At 71.5% G+C, this 19908-nt stretch carries 21 protein-coding genes; 10 read left to right on the top strand and 11 right to left on the bottom strand.

Annotation, left to right across the window (positions count from 1 at the left end; all coding sequences use genetic code 11):
- Positions 1–199: 199 nt before the first annotated feature.
- The 3 genes from ACZ5ON_RS34450 to ACZ5ON_RS34440 form a co-directional block, all read right to left on the bottom strand.
- Positions 200–640: a helix-turn-helix domain-containing protein gene (locus tag ACZ5ON_RS34450; protein WP_465601120.1), complete on the bottom strand. Its 441-nt coding sequence runs from the start codon at positions 638–640 to the stop codon at positions 200–202.
- A 571-nt stretch (positions 641–1211) separates the two neighbouring features.
- On the bottom strand, positions 1212–2015 hold the full coding sequence (locus ACZ5ON_RS34445; RefSeq protein WP_465601117.1) for an alpha/beta fold hydrolase: 804 nt from the start codon (positions 2013–2015) through the stop codon (positions 1212–1214).
- Between the two features lie 611 nt (positions 2016–2626).
- A complete protein-coding gene (locus ACZ5ON_RS34440) occupies positions 2627–3121 on the bottom strand; it encodes a hypothetical protein (RefSeq protein WP_465601114.1) in 495 nt (164 codons plus the stop codon).
- Between ACZ5ON_RS34440 and ACZ5ON_RS34435 the strand changes: the two genes are divergently transcribed.
- A complete protein-coding gene (locus ACZ5ON_RS34435; protein WP_465601112.1) occupies positions 3120–3245 on the top strand; it encodes a hypothetical protein in 126 nt (41 codons plus the stop codon). The genes ACZ5ON_RS34440 and ACZ5ON_RS34435 overlap by 2 nt on opposite strands.
- A gap of 481 nt (positions 3246–3726) precedes the next feature.
- Here the strand turns inward: ACZ5ON_RS34435 and ACZ5ON_RS34430 are convergent, their stop codons facing one another.
- Positions 3727–4512, bottom strand: a complete 786-nt coding sequence (locus ACZ5ON_RS34430) for a hypothetical protein (protein WP_465601110.1) — start codon at positions 4510–4512, stop codon at positions 3727–3729.
- A gap of 216 nt (positions 4513–4728) precedes the next feature.
- On the opposite strand from ACZ5ON_RS34430, the gene ACZ5ON_RS34425 reads away from it, so the two are divergent.
- On the top strand, positions 4729–6570 hold the full coding sequence (locus ACZ5ON_RS34425; RefSeq protein ID WP_465601108.1) for a flavin monoamine oxidase family protein: 1842 nt from the start codon (positions 4729–4731) through the stop codon (positions 6568–6570).
- Positions 6571–6939: 369 nt separating this feature from the next.
- Here ACZ5ON_RS34425 and ACZ5ON_RS34420 read toward each other — a convergent pair whose 3' ends face one another.
- A complete protein-coding gene (locus ACZ5ON_RS34420) occupies positions 6940–7716 on the bottom strand; it encodes a hypothetical protein (protein ID WP_465601106.1) in 777 nt (258 codons plus the stop codon).
- A gap of 315 nt (positions 7717–8031) precedes the next feature.
- Positions 8032–8727: a P-loop nucleotide/nucleoside kinase family protein gene (locus ACZ5ON_RS34415; protein ID WP_465601103.1), complete on the bottom strand. Its 696-nt coding sequence runs from the start codon at positions 8725–8727 to the stop codon at positions 8032–8034.
- 203 nt (positions 8728–8930) lie between these two features.
- Between ACZ5ON_RS34415 and ACZ5ON_RS34410 the strand changes: the two genes are divergently transcribed.
- From ACZ5ON_RS34410 to ACZ5ON_RS34400, 3 genes are all read left to right on the top strand, one after another.
- Entirely contained in the window at positions 8931–9815 is an 885-nt protein-coding gene (locus ACZ5ON_RS34410; protein WP_465601100.1) for a hypothetical protein, read from the top strand.
- A 229-nt stretch (positions 9816–10044) separates the two neighbouring features.
- On the top strand, positions 10045–10920 hold the full coding sequence (locus tag ACZ5ON_RS34405; RefSeq protein WP_465601098.1) for an ATP-grasp domain-containing protein: 876 nt from the start codon (positions 10045–10047) through the stop codon (positions 10918–10920).
- Positions 10917–11798: an ATP-grasp domain-containing protein gene (locus ACZ5ON_RS34400; protein ID WP_465601095.1), complete on the top strand. Its 882-nt coding sequence runs from the start codon at positions 10917–10919 to the stop codon at positions 11796–11798. Before ACZ5ON_RS34405 ends, ACZ5ON_RS34400 begins: the two co-directional genes overlap by 4 nt.
- On the opposite strand, the gene ACZ5ON_RS34395 is transcribed toward ACZ5ON_RS34400, so the two are convergent.
- The 3 genes from ACZ5ON_RS34395 to ACZ5ON_RS34385 all read right to left on the bottom strand — a co-directional run bounded on the left by ACZ5ON_RS34395 (position 11792) and on the right by ACZ5ON_RS34385 (position 14886).
- A complete protein-coding gene (locus ACZ5ON_RS34395) occupies positions 11792–12031 on the bottom strand; it encodes a ferredoxin (protein WP_465601093.1) in 240 nt (79 codons plus the stop codon). The two genes, ACZ5ON_RS34400 and ACZ5ON_RS34395, sit on opposite strands and share 7 nt — an antisense overlap.
- A complete protein-coding gene (locus tag ACZ5ON_RS34390; protein WP_465601091.1) occupies positions 12028–13236 on the bottom strand; it encodes a cytochrome P450 in 1209 nt (402 codons plus the stop codon). The genes ACZ5ON_RS34395 and ACZ5ON_RS34390 overlap by 4 nt, the downstream gene beginning before the upstream one ends.
- A 189-nt stretch (positions 13237–13425) precedes the next feature.
- Positions 13426–14886: a DUF2252 domain-containing protein gene (locus tag ACZ5ON_RS34385; RefSeq protein WP_465601088.1), complete on the bottom strand. Its 1461-nt coding sequence runs from the start codon at positions 14884–14886 to the stop codon at positions 13426–13428.
- A 192-nt stretch (positions 14887–15078) separates the two neighbouring features.
- On the opposite strand from ACZ5ON_RS34385, the gene ACZ5ON_RS34380 reads away from it, so the two are divergent.
- Together ACZ5ON_RS34380 and ACZ5ON_RS34375 are read left to right on the top strand one after the other, a co-directional pair.
- Positions 15079–15480, top strand: a complete 402-nt coding sequence (locus ACZ5ON_RS34380; protein ID WP_465601085.1) for a pyridoxamine 5'-phosphate oxidase family protein — start codon at positions 15079–15081, stop codon at positions 15478–15480.
- A gap of 116 nt (positions 15481–15596) precedes the next feature.
- Positions 15597–15785, top strand: coding sequence for a hypothetical protein (locus tag ACZ5ON_RS34375; RefSeq protein ID WP_465601082.1), 189 nt, complete (start codon positions 15597–15599; stop codon positions 15783–15785).
- Positions 15786–15851: 66 nt separating this feature from the next.
- On the opposite strand, the gene ACZ5ON_RS34370 is transcribed toward ACZ5ON_RS34375, so the two are convergent.
- Positions 15852–16355, bottom strand: a complete 504-nt coding sequence (locus ACZ5ON_RS34370; protein WP_465601080.1) for an FBP domain-containing protein — start codon at positions 16353–16355, stop codon at positions 15852–15854.
- A gap of 187 nt (positions 16356–16542) precedes the next feature.
- On the opposite strand from ACZ5ON_RS34370, the gene ACZ5ON_RS34365 reads away from it, so the two are divergent.
- Genes ACZ5ON_RS34365 through ACZ5ON_RS34355 form a run of 3 tightly spaced genes read left to right on the top strand, consistent with a single transcriptional unit; the run spans position 16543 to position 19397 of the window.
- Complete coding sequence (locus tag ACZ5ON_RS34365; protein WP_465601077.1) at positions 16543–17370, top strand: SDR family NAD(P)-dependent oxidoreductase; 828 nt, start codon at positions 16543–16545, stop codon at positions 17368–17370.
- Entirely contained in the window at positions 17370–18611 is a 1242-nt protein-coding gene (locus tag ACZ5ON_RS34360; RefSeq protein ID WP_465601074.1) for an aminotransferase class I/II-fold pyridoxal phosphate-dependent enzyme, read from the top strand. Before ACZ5ON_RS34365 ends, ACZ5ON_RS34360 begins: the two co-directional genes overlap by 1 nt.
- A gap of 54 nt (positions 18612–18665) precedes the next feature.
- Entirely contained in the window at positions 18666–19397 is a 732-nt protein-coding gene (locus tag ACZ5ON_RS34355) for a tyrosine-protein phosphatase (RefSeq protein ID WP_465601071.1), read from the top strand.
- Between the two features lie 112 nt (positions 19398–19509).
- On the opposite strand, the gene ACZ5ON_RS34350 is transcribed toward ACZ5ON_RS34355, so the two are convergent.
- On the bottom strand, positions 19510–19908 hold a 399-nt coding region (locus tag ACZ5ON_RS34350; RefSeq protein WP_465601068.1), incomplete at its 5' end, for a sensor histidine kinase.

The raw sequence follows: 19908 nt of genomic DNA, 5'->3' as shown, positions 1-19908 counted from the left end.
GCGTCACGCGACGGCCCACCCCGAACTGCCTGGGGACATAACGGGCGAACCGCCGAGCCTCTCAGCGACCAAACCCCGCTGACGAATCGAGGCTAGGCCTGTCCGAGGATTGATCTTGTGGCAGGTCGCGGTGAGTCGACGGATGTGGTGTGAGAGCGGATAGAGCCCCCTGTTGCCGAACCGACCGGATGACCATCTGTCAGACAGGCGTTAGGAGGCTTGGCGGGTGGGCTGGCCGTGCCAGTGGGCGACGGTTCGGCGGGGGTCGCCGGCGGGGTCGGGGGCGGTGGTGAACCCCTTCCCGCCGCCCGTGGCGATGCCCCCGGGCCATCGCCTCGCGGGCCAGCTCCGGGCACGACCAGCGCGACAGCGGCACTCCAGTCTCGGCGGGAAGCTGGCAGGCCAGTGCCTTGATCTCGGCCATCTGGAGCGGGGTGAACGCAGGCGGCCGACCGGAGTGCTCACGGTCACTCAGGCCGCCAAGGCCCCGCTCCGCGAACCGGCCGCACCAGCACCGGACCGTGTCCACACGCAGGCCGGTCTCCCGGGCGATGCGCGCATCGGAGCGACCCAGTGCGGCATGCAGCACCACCTGCGCGCGTATCCGCAGCCGGTGCTCGGTCTTGTGGCCGTAGGCCACCTGCTTCAATCGCTCACGCTCGGCGGCGCGCAGGACTATCGGGCGGGCGGTGGCAACGGGCAAGGCAGGCACACCGTCGGGAGCAGCGGATCACGACAGGACGTAGCCTGCCGCATCCCGAGCCTGTCCCGTCGGGTAGGACGTGCGCCATGTCCACGCCTTCGGAACACACTCGACTCTCGCTGCAGGGGCGCCGAGCCGCGGCACACCGAAAACACCCATGCCAAGCTGAAACGCCTGGTCGGCCGTGGCATCCTCGCCGAACCCGAGCCCGGCCTGTTCACCCTCAGCTTCCCAGAGCCGGTAGCCCCAAGGACCAACTCAAGCTGAACTTCGAACACCCTCTTCAGCGACAAGGAGCGCAAGATCACTGGCACCCTGGCAACGGAGGGGCGACGTGCGAAGGCAATCCCGGAGTCGAAGGGTCGCAAGAGGTGAACCATCCGCTGGAAAGCGCCGCTCAACGCCTTCCAGCTCAATGACCCAGATCAGCCGTTAAGTTGGGACAGAGCCCTTCGCAGGACGGACTGCCGCCAGTGGGGCGTACCGCCCCGTCATGCGGGGCGAGAAGTCAGCAGAGCACCTGCTCGGCCGCTTCCCGGATGGTGTCCGCGAGTACTCCAGGGGCTGTGAGATGAGCGGCATGCCCTTGGCCCGCGAGGGTGAGGATCCGCGCCTTCGGCAGGGTGACCGCCAAGTCGGCCAGTCGCTCCCGCAGGTGGGCCGGGCTCATGCCGCCCTCGACCAGGGTGGTCGGCACATCGAGCTGCCTGAAGCGGTCGATGCCGACTCCGAGCGCGTCGAGCGCGCCGACCTCGGCGATCTGCGCTGCCGCCTTCGACGCGAACGCAGCCTGCATCTCCGGATCCGCGATCAGCATTTCGACCAGCTCCACGGGTTCTTGAACGATGTCGCGCAGGTGGATTCGCATCGCCTCAACCGGATCTCCTGCGGCAAGGGCTTCGCGGGCGCGCCCGGCTGCCTCTCCTCCAACCAGCGACCTGGTGGGCATTGGCGGCTCGTAGAGGAACAAGCCTGCGAACATCTCGGGCGCCAGCAAGGCGGCTTCCAGCGCGGCGACCGCACCCGAGGATTGCCCGACTAGGAGCATAGGCCGGCCGAGGAGTCCGGTGATCGCCAGAACGTCCGCCGCCTCGACAGCCATTGAGTACGTCGGCGGGATGCTCGCCCTTGGGACATAGATGCGACGGGCGACCCTGACCACTCGGAAGTCGTCGATCAGCGACGGTATGACGCCGTCCCAGGACGTGGCCTCCCCACCGCCCCCGTGGACGAGGAGCAGCGTGGGGCCTCTGCCGTTGTCGAGAGCGGTGATGGGCGTGCCATCGGTGGACGTTGCGAGAAGCTCAGCCATGCGCGCAATTCTGCACCGCTTGGCCCACAGCACACCGATATCTCACTAACATCTCACCAACAGCGGACAGTCGATGGCATTGACAGGCCGATCCTGTGATCGGAGGCAGAAGGTTGTTCATCTACTGGGCGTAACATCAACAGGATAAAAGCCATTTACGGGACCAGAGCCCTGAAAACACCCTCTCGGAGGGTTAGGTCACTTATGGGCATCTGTGTGCTATCCGTCCAATGCCTGGTTTGCGCTATATATCCCTAGCGTCCCGATTCGGGTTGCGATGCGCAGTGCTCGCGGAAGGCGTTTCGCCATGACTTGTTGCGTGAATCGTGTTTGGTTTGAATATGAGCCGATTCACCCGTCTTGCGGTCGAATGGGGCTCGTTGACTGGACATCGAAGTGGGCGTTCGGTGCGAGGCGGATGGACAATGCCACTGGGTTAATGGCCCATAAGGCCATAGAACAGACATTTTAAATCGGGATAAAACGCCTTCTGAGATGACCCCGATCGCGCCGATGCCCATCTTCATCGCGACGTCGAACTTGCCCTGATGGATGAGACTGCGCCGTTTCGCGCGCCAGGTGACTGAATCGGCACCGGAGCCGGTTCCTGCCTATCCCGCGTTGATCTTGTAGTCGTAGTAGTCGGTCGGGCCGACCAGGATCGCTTGGAAGTAGAGCGGTTCGCCGTCGGTGTCCAGAGGGACTTCGTGGCCGGCTACGCGGGTGAAGCCGAGGGAGAGCCTGGGGACGTACGCGTAGCGGGTCTCGTCCAGGACGGTCAGGCCTGTTGCTTCCAGCTGTGAGAGCAGTTCCCGGGCTGGAGTGCGGAAGACGTCGGTGCCACGGAATCGGATGGTGATCTTCTCGTCGCCGGGGTGGGGAATCCACACCTCGGCGGCGGTGAGGGTCTTTCCGTCTTCGAGGTGAAAGACGATCTCGAACTGAGGGTGCAGCGCGGTGACCTTCATGTAGTGGAACTCGTCGGCGGACCCGTCGTCCTGGATGTTGACCCGGCCGAGTTCGCAGGCTGCGGCCTTGAGGGCCTTGGCCTGCATGCCGAGCGGGAATCCGGTGATGCCGTGGGGTGGGTCGAGTTCGAGGTCCATGGCGATCATTCTGTACGAGTCCGACCGGCTCACTGTGGAGCTGTCGGCGGTGGACGAACTGCCGGAAGTTGGCGCCAACTTGCGGGAGTTGGCGAGGATACTGGCGATACGGCGGTGGGAGTAGCGCCCGGACTCAGCCGCCGGAGTCACCGGCGGCAGCAAGTCGGGCGCGTGCACCCGCTTGAGCGGCCCTGGAACCCGCCGTCGCGGCCACCGCCCCAGCTGTTGCCGTCCAGGCCCCGGCGACCGCAGCTTCGGCTGGCGGGGCCTGGTGGACGGCGGCGGACAAGTGGAGTCAGCGGCGCCCCGCCGAATCCGTAACCGGATCACAGTTCTCAGTTACGAGCTGGACCACTCCCAGCTGATCGCCGCCTCGGAAGAGGGGCTGGACCGGCTCGAACGCCGCACCCTATGTCCCCGACCGTCCCCGAGATCCGCCGGCTGATCGCCCACCTCACCCGACCGGTCCGCCGCAGCGTCGATCACGAGTTGCACTGGTCGCGCTGGCGCCGCCGACGCCAACACCAGGTCCGGATCAACCACTACGAGCAACGAGGCCACAGCCCGGGAGCTGAAGCCTCGTCACGGTAGGCACTGTTGCGATACTAGAGGGCTTCGGCGGGCGCGTTTCCGGCATCCTCGGCCGCGCGGGTGAGGGTGGCCTGAACGGTGTCGAGCTCTACGGTGAGCTGGTCGCGGAGGGTGGGCAGCAGTGCGAGGGCGGCGCGGGCGGTGTCCGGGTCGGTGTCCGGGTCGGCCTCGGCGGCGGTGATCGCGGCACGCAGCGGCATGGTGGTGAGCGCGGTCTCCCAGGCGGTCCGGTGCACGCCCTGCGCATAGCGGGCAGTCAGGAACTCCAGCGGGTCGAGCGCGAGTCCGGCAGGCTCCCCGGGGGCGGTGAGCCGGTGGCTGGGCAGCAGCCAGGAGATGCCGTCGCGGGCGACCAGGTCGAAGGCCCGGCTCTCGTCCGGCACCGCCCACTGCCCGTCCCCGGTGGTGGCCTCGGCGAGCAGCCGCTCCAGCATCGCCTCCTCGCGCGGATCGGCGGCCCGCTCGGGATGCGGCCGGTCCCCGATCACCTGTTCCAGGTGGTACCGCTGGCCCCAGCTGCCGACCCGGCGTCGCATCGCTCCCGCGCGGGTCTCCCGGATCGCCGCCAGCGCCAGCGCCCGGGTGGTGAGGTCCCGCCGGACCAGCACCTGGGAGGTTGCGGCCGTCACCCGGGCGAGCTCGGTCTTGATCACGGCCACCGAGGGTCCGTCGTACCACCGCAGGGTCCAGCGGCAGCGTTCGGAGTCGAACCAGGTCTCGATCGGGGTCCGGTGGCGGGTGCCGAGCCGTTCGGCAAGGCGGCGCAGGCGTACCTCAAGGGAGGGGGTGGGGGTGGGCATGAGCCGCACAGTAGCGATCGGCGCGGTGCGTGGCGCGTAACGCCGCCGGGCGCCGGCCGGGGTCCACCCGTGGTGATCGCTCGGACGGGTGAGGCCCGCCCGACCGCGGCCCGGTCGCCGCTCGAACCGGTGAACCGCCTTGCGACGGCGTGACCTTGGACTGCTCCTCCCGTTGCCCAGGGTGTTGTCCGAGTGTGTATGCGATGGAGTGATTCCGTGGACCTGCCCAGTGATCTGCCCACCGATCCGTCAACCGGTCGGCGGGAGGTGAGCCGGCCGCGCGGCGGGCTCTCCCGCCGGACGCTGTTCGGTTCGGCCGCCGCTGCCACCGTGGCCGGAACCGCCGGATTCGCCGGCCGGGCGTCGGCGGCCGCGGTGCCGGCGGCCGTACCGCGCGGTGCTGACGAGCACCAGTCGCGCGACCTGGCGCGGAAGATGCTGATGGTCAGCGACGACGAGCAGCGCGACCTGACACTCGACTACCTGAAGATCCTGATCGACGGCAAGCTGCCGCCCAGGGCCCCGCGCAAGAAGGTCCTGGTGGTCGGTGCCGGGGTGGCGGGCATGACCGCCGCGTACCTGCTCAAGCAGGCCGGGCACGAGGTGGTGGTGATCGAGGCCAACGCCAGCCGGACCGGCGGCCGGGTGAAGACCTTCCGGCACATCTTCGAGGACAAGCGGCTGCACGCCGAGGCGGGTGCCATGCGGCTGCCGGACTTCCACCCGATGGTGCTGGCACTGGCCGACAAGCTGGGCGTCAAGCGGCGGCTGTTCTACAACGCCGATGTCGCGCCCGGTGCCAGGCCGGTGGGCGAGGTGCCAGCGGTGGTCCACCGCTCGTTCACCGGCGAGGTCTGGAGCAACGGGCCGGCCGACTCCACCTTCAAGGCGCCCACGGCCAACTTCCGCACCTGGATCCACGTCAACGGCGCGCGCAGCACCCGGGCCGCCTACGCCCAGTCCCCGGTCGCGATCAACCGCACCTTCGGCACCGATCTGGCCAGCACCACCACGGCGGCCGTCAACGAGGCGTTCAAGAAGGTCACGGTGCCGGACGGGCCGATCGCGGACCGGCTGGCCGCCTGGACGGACATCTTCCGGAAGTACGCCGACTACTCCACCCGCCGCTTCCTGTCCGAGGAGGGCGGTTGGGACGACAACCGGATCCAGGCCGCCGGCACCCTGGAGAACATGACGTCGCGGTTGCACTACTCCCTGGTACCGACGCTGATCGACCACGCGGTGATCAGCCCGACCAACCGCTACTGGGAGCTGGAGGGCGGCACTGCCGTCCTCACCGACAAGCTCGCCGAGCAGCTGAAGGGCGAGCTGCGGATGGGCCGCCGGATGACCCGCCTGGTGCAGACGGACAGCGGGGTGCGCATCGAGACCACCGCGGAGAGCGGCGACGAGGAGTCCTGCGACGGTGCGCCGACCGCCCCCACGGAGGTCTTCCAGGGTGACTACGCCATCGTCACCATCCCGTTCAGCGCCCTGCGGTTCTGTTCGATCGAGCCGTTGATGTCGTACCAGAAGCGGCGTGCGGTGACCGAGTTGCACTACGACTCGGCGACCAAGGTGCTGCTGGAGTTCAAGAACCGGTTCTGGGAGGAGGGCGGTGCCGGCTTCACCGGTGGCGGCTGCGTCTCGGACAGCGCCAGCCGGTTCACCTACTTCCCCTCGCACTCGCCGCAGGGGGCGAAGGGCGGCGTGGTGCTGGCGTCCTACACATGGTCGGACGACGCGATGCGCTGGGACTCGCTGACGCCGGGCGAGCGGTACGCCTTCGCACTGAACGACATGGAGCGGATGTTCGGGCCCCGGGTCCGTACCGAGTTCACCGGGGTGGGCGCCACCCAGTCCTGGGCCCGGGCCCGTTACGCGCTCGGCGAGGCGGTGATGTTCACCCCCGGCCAGGTGCACGAGCTGCACCCGGCAGCCAGTACCGTCGAGGGCCGGGTGCACTTCGCCGGTGAGCACACCAGCCTGAAGCCGGCCTGGATCGAGGGCGCGCTGGAGTCAGCTGTGCGGACCTTCCTGGAGGTGCATCCGCGCTAGCGGCTGCTCCCGGTTGTGCCGAAGGCGGTGAGCGGGGGCGACCCCTGGCTCACGGGTCTTCTTCGGCCGCGAGCTGGCTGGTTGTACGCGGGCGCGACGGACATGGTTCCTCCTTTCGAGTGGCGGACGCATGACCGGGGTGGGCCATGCGCATGACACGCTAGCCAGGTTGACGGCCCGTGGGGAAGAGTGCCTACTTGATCGAGTAGCCCTTCCGTAGTCGAGGGGCTACTCGCGGTAGCCCAATCGGGGGTGCCCAAGTGCCGGGCCGTCGGTCAGGGCGGTGCTGAAGATGGCGATGATGCCCAAATCGCCGTCGATGAGTCCGCGCTGCTCTGCCGGGGTGCCGTCCGCCGAGCGCACCCGGTCTCACGGTGCGCTGTGTGGAGCGGGCGGCGGGGGAGGAGAGTCCATGATCTTGTCGTACCGGAACGGCAGGAAGTCGTTCTCGGTCAGGAAGGAGCGGGAGTAGGTCGACTGCCGGGCACGCGTTCCGCTGTGGGCCAGTTCCAGGACCACAGCGGTCGAGTGTGCCGCATTGGCCCACTTCTTGAAGAGGACGACGTGCTGGTCCGTCTTGTCGATCATGTCGCCGGCCCGCAACTCGTCCAGGCCGTCCAGCCGGGTGGCGAAGTCCGGAAGCGTCCAGGTGGTCTGGCCCCAGTTGTCGGCGGCGCTCGACGGCAGGTTCCAGGCCATCGAGATGTAGCCGGAGCAGTCGGTGCGGTAAGTGCCCCCGTCGTCCGTGTGCTTGACGCTCCTGTTGTAGGGGACGCCCTGGGCCACCCAGGTCTGGGCCCTGGCGATCACATCGGTGCGGGAGATCGGCTGCCCGGCTTGCCCCAGCGGGTCGGCGATCGGGTCGGACGGGAACCCCGCGGCCGCCGCTCCCGCGGCGAGCTCCTCGGCCGTCGCGGTACTGGGGTCGGGGACCGTCGGGATGAAGGGGGTGAGCCAGCTCGACGGCGTGCGGGCAGTGGGTGCGGGAGGCGCCGCGGGCCTGGCGGACGAGGGCCGCGCGGCCGCCGGTAACCGGGACCCGGGCCGGCCGGTGGCGGCGTACGAGAGGCTGTGCGCGCTCGCGCCCAGGCACAGGGCGACGGCGGCCGACAGGGCGGCGGAACGGCGAGTCATCGGCTTGCGCATGGGAGCGGTCTCCAGTGACGGTGCTGACGGAGGCCCGTACGAGGCCGTGCAGGCCGACATCGGGGCCGACTGCGTGACCTCGGTTGGACGGGGCTCGAACCATCGGCCACTGACCCCTGATCGGTATCCCGATGATCGGAGGGGCCGCCCGTGTACCCCGTCCGGCGCGCCGTCGGACGGACGATTGGCGGCGGGCAATGACCCGGACGAACGACCTGACACCGTGTCGGCCGATGGCGCAGCCAGGTCGGCCCGGATCGGCTCGCGCTGGCCCGGATCGCCCACGCCGGCTCGGGTTTGGCGGTCGTTGCCCGCTCAGGCCGTGAACTCGATCCCGCGCAGCCCGCGGGCCGCCGCGCGGTCGAGCAGCACCGCGGACGCGCAGCCCGCCACCGCCCCCGACGGGCCGGCCAGTTCGGCGCGCAGCCGGCCGACGGCGCGGCGGTGCCGGGTGAAGGCGTACGCGGACACCCGGCGGCTGCGGGCGTACTGGCCCTGTCTGGCCTCGGCCGGGGTGCTGTCGAGGAGTATCAGATGCAGTCGGCGGCCCTGCCGGTGCGCCGCTCTGACCAGCCAGTTGCGGACCCAGGGCAGGGTGCCGCAGTCGTGCACGACCAGCGGACCACCCGCCAGCAGCGCCCGGTGCAGCCGCCGGTAGTGGTGCAGCCGGACCATCGGGCGGTAGACCGCGTACGGCAGGCCGGGCGGGAGCAGGCGGGCGTAGTGCTCGCGGCTGAACTGGGAGTCGATGGCCGGCGCCTGGGCGCAGCGCCGCATCAGGGTGCTCTTGCCGCTGCCGGGCAGGCCGCTGACCACCACCAAGTCGCCGGGCGGGTAGCTCAGTACGGCCGGGCCGGCCGGGGGCGTGCCGTGCCGCAGGTCGTGCAGACCGCGCGGCCGCAGCACCCACGGCCGCTCCGGGCGGCCCGGCGCGGGCCGGGTGCCGGTGCTCGCGGTGCCGGTGCTCGCGGTGGCGGATCGAGTGAGGCCGGAGCCGATGGTTTTCCGCACTTTCCCTCCTCATCCTCCCGGATTTCTCCACTCCCCTGGGTTGCCCATGGGATTGTCAAGAGATGGTAATGGCAGGGTCTGACAGTGTTGCGGTGCCGGAGGCGCAAGAGGTCGGCTCGGAGCGGGTTCGGGACTCGGCTGTGACGTTTTGGCGCTCTGTCGCGTTGATGGCCTGAGGGAATGTGGGTGTACGGAGGTCCGGGATGGTCGCTAGCAACTGTGTCTGCGCCGGCGGTGGAATCGGCCGTGGTGCCGGTGGTGCGAGGCGTGCGGTGCTGGGCCGGGCCGAGGACGTGAGGTGGGCCGCCGGTGCGGTGGTGGCGGGGCTGGCGGTGGCGCACGGCTTCGGAAACCTCTACGCGCTGACGGCGCGACCGGAGGCAGCGGTGGTCCGGCGGGTCAATCTGATGAAGGGCCGGCCCGCCGGGCAGACCGGCAGCGTGACCACCGCGCCGGCCCGGATCCCGCTGCTCTTCGACTGGGCCCGGCTGCCCGACGGAATCGGCCACCGGGAGGTGACCGCACTGATCGACGCGCTGTTCACGCTGGGCCCGTTCGGCTTCCAGGGGCCCGCGCCCGCTGACCTGCCCGGCCATCTGACGACGGAGGAGGACGGCCGGCGCACCGTCCAGGTGATCGGCCCGGGCTACTCCTGCCCGTCGAACGAGTTCCTCTCCCGGGCGCTGGCCGGCACCCGGGGCGATCTGCTGTTCATCACCTCGGCCAACCGCTCCCGGCGCGCCACCGGCGCCGACGAGGAGCCCGCGCACTGGCGGGCGGCGGCCCTGCGGGCCGAGTTCGGCCGGGAGGCCGGGGTGCGGGTGCTGGAGCACGCCGACGAGGAGGCCGCGCGCCGCAACCACCCCCTGCACGAGCCGATGTCCACCTCGGTGCTGGCCTTCCACCGGACCGACGGCGTCGACGAGCACGGGCGGCCGCGACTGGTGCTCCAGCGGCACGGCTCGCTCCCGCTGGAGCGGATCCGGCAGACCACCGAGCGCTTCGGCTTCGGTCTGACGCTCGGCCCCGGCGCGCAGCGGCGGTTGTCGAGGCGTCAGTACGAGGGCGCCGCCGCCGAAGGGAGTTGAACCATCCGACACCTCGGCTAAATTCAGCTGTGGCGCTCTTGTTGCCGTTTCATTACCTCCTGGGTGATCTTGTCCGGGCAATTCATGGCATCCTGGGGCGCTGAGACCGACAGGCAACAGGGAACGCGGGCGTCGGCCGATCCTATTCCCGAGGTCCCCGTTGCCGGCCGGTCCGAGGCCGACCGAGCCCGGTCGGCCGGTGAAGTCGGGGGGACAGGGGTAGTACGCGATGAGATTCTGCTTCCTGGTGGAGGAGCAGTACCGAAACGACGGCATGCCACTCGACGTGGTGCGCCAACTGCGGTCCTGGGGCCACCGGGTGGACGTACTGCGGCCCGGCGGTTCGCTGCTCGACCTCGGCGAGCTGATCCGGGACGGTGTCCACGACGCCTGGGTGCTCAAGACCGTCTCCGGCGGCCCCGGTCTGGGACTGCTGGAGGCCGCCGCCGGCGCCGGACTGACCACCATCAACGATGCCCGGGCGATCCGGGGCGTACGGGACAAGGCGCGGGCCGCCGTGCTGGCCGAGCTGGCCGGTCTGCCCGTCCCGGCGACCTGGGCGGCGGCCAGGACCGAGGACCTGGCCCGGATACCGGCGGACCGCTACCCGTTGGTCGTCAAACCCGCTGACGGAAGTTCGGGCCGGGCGGTCCACCGGGTCGACGCCCCGGAGCAGTTGACGGCGCTCGAGCAGCACCCCGGGGGCGAGGGCCTGCTTCTCGCGCAGCCGTACGTGCCCAACGCCGGTGTGGATCTCAAGGTCTACTGCGCCGGGGGTGAACTGTTCGGCACCGAGCGGACTTCGCCGCTCGCCCGGGGCGGCGGGCCGGTGCGGGAGCGGCCGGTGGCGCTGAGCCCCGAGGTGGCCGCCATCGCCACGGCCGTCGGCGAGGTCTACGGCCTGGACCTGTACGGGGTGGACGTGCTGCTCGGCCCGGACGGGCCCGTGGTGGTGGACGTGAACGACTTCCCGAGCTTTCGGCAGGTGCCGGACGCCGTGGCCAAGGTCTCCCGGGCCGTCCTTCGCCTGGCGCGGAACGGATCCTCGTGGCCGTCGGCGCTGCCGGGAGCGGTCCGGATCCCCGAGCAGGTGGGCGCCGTATGAGGATCGGCCTGCTGACCGCGGCCCCCGGGCACCCACTGCTGACGGCCACCGCGGCCCTGCTGGCCGAGGACGGGCACCGGGTGGCGCACCTGGCGCCCGGCCAGGATCTGCCGGAGCCGGCCGCACTCGCCGAGGTGTACCTGCTCAAGGCCCGCACTCCGGCGGCGCTCGCACTCGCCGAGCGGCTGGAGAACATGGGAGTGCCGGTGGTCAACTCGGGCGCCTCGACCGGCTTCTGCCAGGACCGGGTGCGGATGGCCCGCCTCGCCGAGCGGGCCGGGCTCCCCTTCGCCGCCACCACCGCACTGCCGGACCTGGCGGCGCTGGCGGGCCGAGGTCCGGTCCGGCACCCGCTGGTGGTGAAGAGCCGGCACAGCCGCCGGGGTGACCTGGTCGCCAGGGTGGCGGACGACCGCCGGTTGCGTGAACTCGCCGACCGGTGGCCCGGGGAGCCGGTGGTGGTCCAGGACCTGGCGCCCGGATCGGGCTGGGACCACAAGCTCTGGGTGGTCGCGGGAGAGGTCTTCGCGGAGCTGCGCCAGTCCGAGCTCGCCGAGGGGGAGCGGCTGCCGTCTTGCTCCGTGGATGAACTTCCGCATGGCTGGCGGGAGTTGGCGCTCCACGTCGGTGAGGTGTTCGGACTGGATGTGTACGGGGTGGACATCCTGGACGTCGGGGGCGCGCCGCTGATCGTGGATGTGAACGCCTTCCCGGGGATCCGGGGGCAGCAGGGCGCGCCGGCCGCGCTGGCCCGGCTGGCGGTCGCGGTGGGACACGGCCTGCACCGGCCGAGAGCGCTCCGACCGGCGGTGACCGGGGTCGGAGAACCGGTGCCGCCGCCCGGTGGGGCGGCGGCACCGAGGGGGACGGCTCAGTAGCGCGGGGCGAGCAGCTCGCCGGTGGCGGCCGAGTGCACGGTGATGGCCTCGACCGGGCACAGCTCCGCGGCCTCGGTCAGGTTCGGCAGGTCGTCCGAGGCGGGGCGCAGCACTCTGGCCCGTCCGTCCGGGCCGAGTTCGAGATCTCCGGGAGCGGTGCGGGCGCAGGCGCCGGTGCCCACGCAGCGGGTGCCGTCCACCCGTACGGTCAGCTCCCGCTCGGCGGCGCTCACCAGGCCAGCCGCAGCGATGCCGGGCTCCGGGTCAGCAGGCCCGTGCGCCAAGCGATCTCCTCGACCGGCTCGGCGAGCCGCAGGCCGGGCAGTCGCCTCGCCAGGTGGTGCAGGCCCAGCTCCAGCTCCATCCGGGCCAGCCAGGCGCCGAGGCAGTGGTGCGGTCCGGCGCCGAAGGTGAGGCTGGGGGTGCCGAGCGGGGCGAAGTGGTCGAGCGTTTCGCTCGGCGGGTAGACCTCGGGATCGTGGTTGGCGGTGCGCACGTCGGCGGCCACCACGCTGCCGGCCGGGATGGTCACCCCGCCGATCTCCAGGTCGGCGACGGCCCGGCGGAGCAGGCCGGGAACCTCGAGGGTGTCGCTGAGCGGGACGGCGCGCAGCAGCTGTTCGGCGGCGGCGGTGGCGCTCTCCTGGTCCGCCCCGATCCGCGCCCAGGCGGCCGGGGACTCGGTGAGCAGCTGGACCAGCGCGTTGCCGAAGGAGGTCATCGTGGTCTCGTGCCCGGCCACCACCAACCCGCAGACCAGCACCACCAGTTGGCCTTCGGTCACACCCTCGGTTGCGTCCGCCGCCTGCAGCAGGCTGCTGACCAGGTCGTCGCCGGGGTTCTTCCGGCGCTGGGCGATGAGCTGCTCCGAGAAGGCGTAGAACTCGCGCATCGCCTGCCGGACCCGCTCGGCCGGGTAGGCGGAGGTGGAGAGCGCGTGGTCGCTCCAGTAGGCGAGCCGTTCGTGGTCCACGCCGTCCAGGTCCATCAGCCGGCTGATCACCGCGATGGGCAGTGAACTGGTGAGCCCGGCGATCACGTCGACCGGCGGACCCGAGGCCTCGAGGCCGTCGATCAGCTCCTCGACCACCGACTCCACCCAGGGGCGCCAGCGCTCGATCGCCCTTGGGGTGAAGGCGCGTTGGACGGTACGGCGGAGCCGCTGGTGCTCGGGTCCGTCGATGTTGAGCAGGCCCTCCGGGTCGTCCAGGAGGTTCGGGCCGGTGGAGGTCGGCGGCGCGTCCGGGGCGTAGAGCGAGGCGCGGTCCAGCCGCGGATCGGTCAGTACCTGCCGGACGTCCGCGTGCCTGGTCGCCAGCCAGACCGGAGTGCCGCCCGGCAGCGCGGTCAGTCTGGGCGGTCCGGGCTCCGCGTGGCGCAGACAGTGCAGTGGGATCAGCGGCTCGGCGGATTCGGCCTCGCCGTGCTCGACGGTCATTCCGTCCTCCTCGCGGTCGGGGGAGGGCACGCCACGTCTGCGCGCCGTTACCGACGGTAACTCGCCGTGTCCCGGGCAGGAAGACCGTGAACCGGCCAAGAGATCATCGAATGTCGGCCATTCGGGACGGCGGACCGGCCCTGGGGTCCGCTGTCGGGCAGTGGGCCCCACGGCCGGTTCGGGGAGCGGTCAGACGCCGGTCTCGGCGGGGAGCCGACCAGAGCGCACAGCGGTGAGCAGTGCCGCGTGGTCGGCCTCGCTCTGGTCGGCGTAGGCCATTGCGAACGCAGCCATCGCCTCGTCCAGGGCCTCGCTCTTGCCGCAGTACCCGGCGATCACGGCCGCGTCGGCGGTGTGGGCGTGGGCCCGCGCGAGCAGCGCGCCGGTCAGCCGGCCGTAGTCGTCCAGCTGCTCCGGCAGCAGGACCGCCGGGTCGACGCTGCCCTTGCGGTTACGGAACTGCCGTACCTGGTAAGGGAGTCCCTTCACCGTGGTCCAGCCCATCAGCATGTCGCTGACCACCTGCATCCGCTTCTGGCCGAGCACCACCCGGCGGCCCTCGTGCCCGGCGGCCGGCACCGGGTACCCCGCCCGGGCCAGATGCGGCAGCAGGGCCGACGGCCGGGCCTCCTTGACCTGGAGCACCAGCGGCTCCTCGCGCCGGTCCAGCAGCAGCACGACGTACGAGCGGGTGCCGACGCTGCCGGTGCCGACCACGCGGAACGCCACGTCGTGCACGCTGTAGCGGGCCAGCAGCGGGTGCAGCTCGACCGGAACCGTCTCCAGGTACTCGGCGAGGGAGTTCGCGACCTCCGCAGCCCGGGTGTCCGACACCTCGTTGAGCACGGGCGGTGCGGCGGTGAACCGCCACTGGCCGTCCCGGCCCCGGACGGTGGACTTGGCGGCGAACTTGGCGCTGGTGTTGCGCAGTGCCTTGGTGCCCACACCGTCCAGCACGTCGGTCAGTTCATGTGCGTCGGCGAAGGTCACCAGCCTGTCGTCAGCGACCGCGTTCCAGGCGTCCTGGGCGGGGAGCCTGGCCAGCAGGCGCATCGTCCGCCGGTAGGAGCGGACCGTGTCGAAGGCGGCCCGGCGGCAGGTGTGCTCGTCCGTGCCCGCCTGCCGGCCCGCCAGCACCAGGCTCGTCGCCAGCCGCTTGAGGTCCCACTCCCACGGCCCGGGCACGGTCTCGTCGAAGTCGTTTATGTCCATCACCAGACGGCCGGTGGCGTCGCCGTAGAGGCCGAAGTTGGCCGCGTGCGCGTCGCCGCACAGCTGCGCCAGGATGCCGGAGGCCGGGCCGGCGGCCAGGTCGCAGGCCATCAGTCCGGCCGCGCCGCGCAGGAAGGCGAAGGGGGAGGCGGACATCCGGCCGACCCGGATCGGGACCAGCTCCGGGAGCCGCCCGGCGTTGCCCTCCTCGACGGCCCGCACCACGCTCGGGCGGTCCTCGGGAAGGGTGGGCCGCGCATGCGCCTCGCGGGGCACCTGTTCACGCAGCCGCCGGCCGCGCCGCTTGTCACCCCTGGGCGGCGGCCACGGCGCGAAGCCCGGGACCGCGAAGGTCCTGCTGCCCTCCCGCACCGTGTGCCCCTTGCTCCCCGTCCTCGGTTCGACCGTCCTCGCCACTGCCGGACTCCGTTCCCTCACACGCCATCAGTTGGCCTTGCCGCAGGTGGGAACGGTACCTGGTGGGGCTGGACGGAGGCGGCAACTGAGCTGGGGAGGCGACGTAGCGGCGGACGGGCGTGCCGGACGTGGCAGGAGCGGCCGGCTCCGTCGGGGACGGGGAGTCCGGCAGGAGCCCGGCGGGCGCCGGAGCTCGCGACGTAGCATGCCGGTATGCCTCATGACCCGCGTGCGCTGGACGAGAACCTGCTCGGCTTCTGGCGCGAGTACCACCTCTGCACCCTGACCACCCTGCGGCCGGACGGCACCCCGCACGTCGTCCCGGTGGGCGCGACCCTCGACCCGGAGACCGGCACGGCGCGGGTGATCAGCGGCCGGAACAGCCGCAAGGTCCGCAATGTGCTGGCGGCCGGGCCGGGCGGGCTGAGGGTCGCCGTCTGCCAGGTGGACCGGGCGCGTTGGTGCACGCTGGAGGGCATCGCGGTGGTGAGCGACGACCCGGAGCGGATCGCCGAGGGCGTGCGCCGCTACGCCGAGCGCTACCGCCAGCCGCGGGAGAACCCGGAGCGCGTGGTCATCGAGATCGCGGTGGACCGGGTGCTCGGGCGGGGCTGAGCCCGCGCGGAGGGGCGCCGCGGTGGGCGCTCAGTGATCGTTTATCGGCTGTTGAGAGCCGGACGCGAGGATCGGGGTGTCCACCGCCCGCAGCTCGCGAGGAGAGTGCCCGCCGCATGCCGTCCAACGACTTCACCCAGCCCGCCGATCAGCCCGCCGACGCCGAGAACTTCCGCAAGCTGCTGAGCGGGCTGGTCAGTTCCCTGGACACGGACCGGCGCGAACTCGCCGCCCGCGGGGAGCTGCCGGGGGCCCGGAGCGACGTCCCGCCCCGGGCTCCCGGGCTTGCGGCGCTGGCAGGCTGACCGTGCGGTCGCGTCGCAGCGTCGCAGCGTCGTACGGAACGCGTGGCAGTGCGGCGCGCCTGAAGGTCAGGCGGACTGGAGCACTTGGTCCAGGAAGGCGTCCAGGTTCACCCGGGTCCGCAGGATCTGCTCCTCCAGTGTCAGCGACTCGGTGACGCGCTCGGCCAGTTGCGAACGCTTCTTCCCCCGGACGTACAGCGAGCAGGCGAGGTCCGCGCAGACGTAGGCTCCGACGGTGCTGCCGTCGCGTCCGGCCTGGCCCGCGCGGCGGGCGGCCAGCAGTGCGACGCCCGAACCGGCGTGGGTGGTTATGCAGAAGGAGCAGAGGTTGCTCTTCAGCACGCTCCGGCGGATGCCGGTGGTGGCGCGCAGCGTGATCCCGACCAGGCCGTCGGGCCGCTCGGCGACCAGGTAGGCGCGGTCAGGGGCGCCCGGATCGCGCCAGCCCAGGAAGTCCAGATCCGCCCAGTGAAGGTCGGCCGATTCACGGGGCAGTCGGAGCCTGCGCGCCTCCCCTTTGGTGCAGTTCACGAAGGAAGCGCGGATCTGTTCGTCGGTGACCGGTTTCATGTGATCTGAAGCTAGCACCGCGCCGCGCCGGCGTCGCCTGAATTTCTCCGGGGGCTGTCGCTATGCTCATGCCGGTGCGATGATCAAGCCGGTTCATGACCGAGCCGCGACCGAGCTGCCCCAGCAGGGCAGTTGGATCCCGGCCGCGCACCGGCCGCGCGGACGGCAGCCGAGCCCGAGGGGGCCCATGGAACAGCGGAATGTCCTGATCACCGGCGGCTCGGCGGGCATCGGACGCGCCTGCGTGGCCCGGTTCGCCGCCGACGGGCACCGGGTCTGGTTCACGTACCACTCGGGCCGGGAACGCGCCGCCGAGCTCGCCGAGGAGTTGAACCGCGAGGGACCGGGGACGGTCCAGGCCTTCCCGTTCCGCCAGGGCGAGTGGCCCGACCACGAGCGCCTGGTCGGCGAACTCCCCGGACCCGTCGACATCCTGGTCAACAACGCGGGCGCGGGATCGGCCACCATCGAGCGCTACGCCGAGGGAGCCGCGCACGAACAGGACGCCGCACTGCTGCGGATCAACGCGGTCGGGCCGCTCTGGCTGATCGGGCAACTGCTGCCCGGGATGCGGGAACGCGGCTTCGGCAAGATCGTCAACGTCTCCAGCGTCGGCGGGGGCATCTCCCAGTTCCCCGGCTTCCGGCTCGCCGACGGGATGAGCAAGGCCGCCGTCGGCCACCTCACCCGGCAGCTGGCCGCCGAACTCGCCCACGAGAACGTGGACGTCTTCGCCGTCTGCCCCGGCGCCACCGCGACCGGCATGTTCGAGGCCAGCACCCTCACCGGCCTCTCGCCGGACGAACGGGCCGGACTGCTCGCCCGCCTGCCGCGCGGACGGCTGATCGAACCGGACGAGGTCGCCGAACTGGTCCACTGGCTGGCCGGCCCGCACTCCGCGCTGCTGCACGGCGCCGTCATCGACGCCTCGATGGGACTGGGCGTCCACCCGGGACTCATCACCGGAACCACCGGCGCCGCAACCCCCACCCACCACGACGCCGGAGGCCACTGATGGTGTCACGGACCGCCGCCGCCCTCACGGCCGCCTCCCCGGCCATCGCCGAGGCCCACTTCCGCGCCGAAGCGCGGCCCTACCACCCCCGGCTGCGCCCGGACGGCTACCTCAACCTGGGCACCGCCGAGAACCGGCTGGTCGGTGACCTGCTCGCGGACCGCCTCGCCCGGCCGGGCACGATCACCGAGGAGAACACCCGCTACGCCGAACTCCACGGAAGCCCCGTGCTGCGCCGGCGGATCGCCGAACTCCTCACCCGCACCGGCCGGTCCGCGATCGATCCGGAGGACCTGGTGGTGGTCAGCGGCGCCACGGCCGCGCTGGACATCATCGCCACCGTCCTCTGCGACCCGGGCGAGGCGATCGTCGTGCCCGCGCCCTACTACGCGGCCTTCGACACCGACCTCGGCGGCCGGTCCGGCGCGCGGGTGGTCCCCGCGCTGCTGGACGAGTCCGAAGGCTTCGCGCTCTCGGCCCGGGCGGTGGACCGTACGGTCACCGAACTGCACCGGCAGGGCGTGACGGTCCGGGCGGTGGTGCTGGCCTCGCCGTCCAACCCGCTCGGCCAGGTGCACAGCGCCGAGCAACTGCGCGAGCTCACCCAGGTGGCGGCGGCCCACGACCTGGACCTGGTGGGCGACGAGCTGTACTCGCACTCGGTGTTCGGCCCGACCCCGTTCACCAGCCTGCGCAACCCGGCCGTCGGCCGGGCCAGGGCGGGCCGAACCCACACCATCTGGGGCTTCGCCAAGGACTTCGGCCTGCCCGGTTTCAAGACCGGGGTGCTGCACGTGACGGACCCCCAGGTCCGCGCGGCCGCCCGCGCGCTGTCCTACTTCGCCCCGGTCTCCACCGGCACCCAGTCCTTCCTCGCCGACCTGCTGGCCGACCCCGAGTGGACGGCCGGCTTCCTCGCCGAGAACCGGCGCCGGCTCGCCGCCTCGTACGCGGCGACCGCCGGCGCGCTGGCACGGGAGGGCATACCGCACATCCCGGCGGAGGCCGGCTGTTCACTCTGGCTGGACCTGCGCGACCGGCTGCCCGAGCCGACCTACGACGGCGAGCGCGAGCTCTGGCGGACCATCCTGGAGCAGGCCAGGGTCAGCATCATCCCGGGCGAGATCTTCCATCCCAACGCCCCCGGCTGGTTCCGGCTCTGCCACACCCAGGACCAGGAGACGGTCGCCGAGGCGGTGGCCAGGCTGGGCAGGCTCCTCGGTTCGCGGCCCCGGCCCTGAGGGGCAACCGGCCCTGGCTCCGAGCGTCAACTGCGGTGGCTCTACAGTGACCTGATGATCAGACACATCGAGTTCGACCGGCTGCACAACTTCCGAGACCTCGGCGGCTACCGCACGGAGGACGGCCGTACCGTGCGTTGGGGCGCGCTCTACCGGTCGGACTCGCTGGCCAAGCTGGCCGGCGCGCCCGACCGGGAGCGTTTCCGGGCCCTGGGCATCCGTACCGTGATCGACCTGCGCTACCCCTGGGAGATCGAGGCCAGGGGCCGGGTACCGGAGGACCTCGTGGTCGCCTACCACAACCTCAGCATCGAGCACCGCCCGTACGACCAGGCGGCGCTCGGCCCCGAGACCGACACCGCGGCCTTCCTCGCCGAGCGGTACGCGGAGGTGGCCGAGGACGGGGTGAAGGAGCTCCGGCAGGTCCTGGAAGTGATCGCAGCCGACGGCGGCCCGCTGGTCTTCCACTGCGCATCGGGCAAGGACCGTACGGGAATCGTGGCCGCGCTGGTGCTGGACCTGCTCGGGGTGCCCGAGGAGACGGTGGTGGCCGACTTCGCGCTGACCGGGCTCGCCACCGAGCGGCTGGTCGCGGACTGGCGCGCGGCGAATCCGGGCCGTGAGCTGAACTGGCCCGGGTACGGGACCGCGCCGGCCGTGCTGATGCGGCTCTTCCTCGATGGGCTGGCGGAGCGGCACGGGTCCGTGCGTGGCTACGTCGGCGAAGTCCTGGGCCTCGGGCCGGAGTTCGGAGAGCGACTGCGCGAGCGGCTGCTCGTCGACTGAGCTCGGGCGACCGCCACCGGCGGGCTCGGTCCGGAGCCGCCGCACCCGACCGGGTCGGGTGCGGGCCCGTGAGTGGGCGCTGGTGGGCCGTCCAGCGGCTCTGAGGGGGCTCTCAGGCTCCGGGGATCCGTACCCGCATGGTCAGGCCGCCTTCCGGGCGTGCGGTGGCCTCGATGGCCCCGCCGTGCGCCCGGACCACCGAGCGGACGATGGACAGGCCGAGCCCGACGCCCTTGTCGCTGCGGGTGCGGTCGGCGCCCTTGACCCGACGGAACGGCTCGAAGATGTGCTCCAGCTCGTAACCGGGCACCACCGGACCGGTGTTGGACACCACCAGCTCACCCGCACCGCCGGCCACCACCGTGGTGGTGATCTCCACCCAGCCGCCCGGCGCGTTGTAGCGCACCGCGTTCTGAAGCAGGTTCAGCGCGATCCGCTCCAGCAGCACCCCGTTCCCCGCCACCGCCACCGGCGTCAGCGTCGAACGCAGCTCCACCTCCCGCATCGCCGC

The organism is Kitasatospora sp. NPDC032150 (assembly GCF_055579945.1).
Note: the sequence above shows the minus strand (reverse complement) of the source record. Positions and strands in the feature narration are given on the sequence as shown.

Excerpts from the sequence above, each read along its gene's own strand:
- ACZ5ON_RS34405 (WP_465601098.1), top strand. The coding sequence starts at position 10,045 with ATGAGATTCTGCTTCCTGGTGGAGGAGCAGTACCGAAACGACGGCATG.
- ACZ5ON_RS34365 (WP_465601077.1), top strand. The coding sequence starts at position 16,543 with ATGGAACAGCGGAATGTCCTGATCACCGGCGGCTCGGCGGGCATCGGA.
- ACZ5ON_RS34410 (WP_465601100.1), top strand. The coding sequence starts at position 8,931 with ATGGTCGCTAGCAACTGTGTCTGCGCCGGCGGTGGAATCGGCCGTGGT.
- ACZ5ON_RS34400 (WP_465601095.1), top strand. The coding sequence starts at position 10,917 with ATGAGGATCGGCCTGCTGACCGCGGCCCCCGGGCACCCACTGCTGACG.
- ACZ5ON_RS34355 (WP_465601071.1), top strand. The coding sequence starts at position 18,666 with ATGATCAGACACATCGAGTTCGACCGGCTGCACAACTTCCGAGACCTC.
- ACZ5ON_RS34445 (WP_465601117.1), bottom strand. The coding sequence starts at position 2,015 with ATGGCTGAGCTTCTCGCAACGTCCACCGATGGCACGCCCATCACCGCT.
- ACZ5ON_RS34370 (WP_465601080.1), bottom strand. The coding sequence starts at position 16,355 with ATGAAACCGGTCACCGACGAACAGATCCGCGCTTCCTTCGTGAACTGC.
- ACZ5ON_RS34375 (WP_465601082.1), top strand. The coding sequence starts at position 15,597 with ATGCCGTCCAACGACTTCACCCAGCCCGCCGATCAGCCCGCCGACGCC.
- ACZ5ON_RS34435 (WP_465601112.1), top strand. The coding sequence starts at position 3,120 with ATGGCGATCATTCTGTACGAGTCCGACCGGCTCACTGTGGAGCTGTCG.
- ACZ5ON_RS34380 (WP_465601085.1), top strand. The coding sequence starts at position 15,079 with ATGCCTCATGACCCGCGTGCGCTGGACGAGAACCTGCTCGGCTTCTGG.
- ACZ5ON_RS34430 (WP_465601110.1), bottom strand. The coding sequence starts at position 4,512 with ATGCCCACCCCCACCCCCTCCCTTGAGGTACGCCTGCGCCGCCTTGCC.
- ACZ5ON_RS34420 (WP_465601106.1), bottom strand. The coding sequence starts at position 7,716 with ATGCGCAAGCCGATGACTCGCCGTTCCGCCGCCCTGTCGGCCGCCGTC.
- ACZ5ON_RS34360 (WP_465601074.1), top strand. The coding sequence starts at position 17,370 with ATGGTGTCACGGACCGCCGCCGCCCTCACGGCCGCCTCCCCGGCCATC.
- ACZ5ON_RS34390 (WP_465601091.1), bottom strand. The coding sequence starts at position 13,236 with ATGACCGTCGAGCACGGCGAGGCCGAATCCGCCGAGCCGCTGATCCCA.
- ACZ5ON_RS34440 (WP_465601114.1), bottom strand. The coding sequence starts at position 3,121 with ATGGACCTCGAACTCGACCCACCCCACGGCATCACCGGATTCCCGCTC.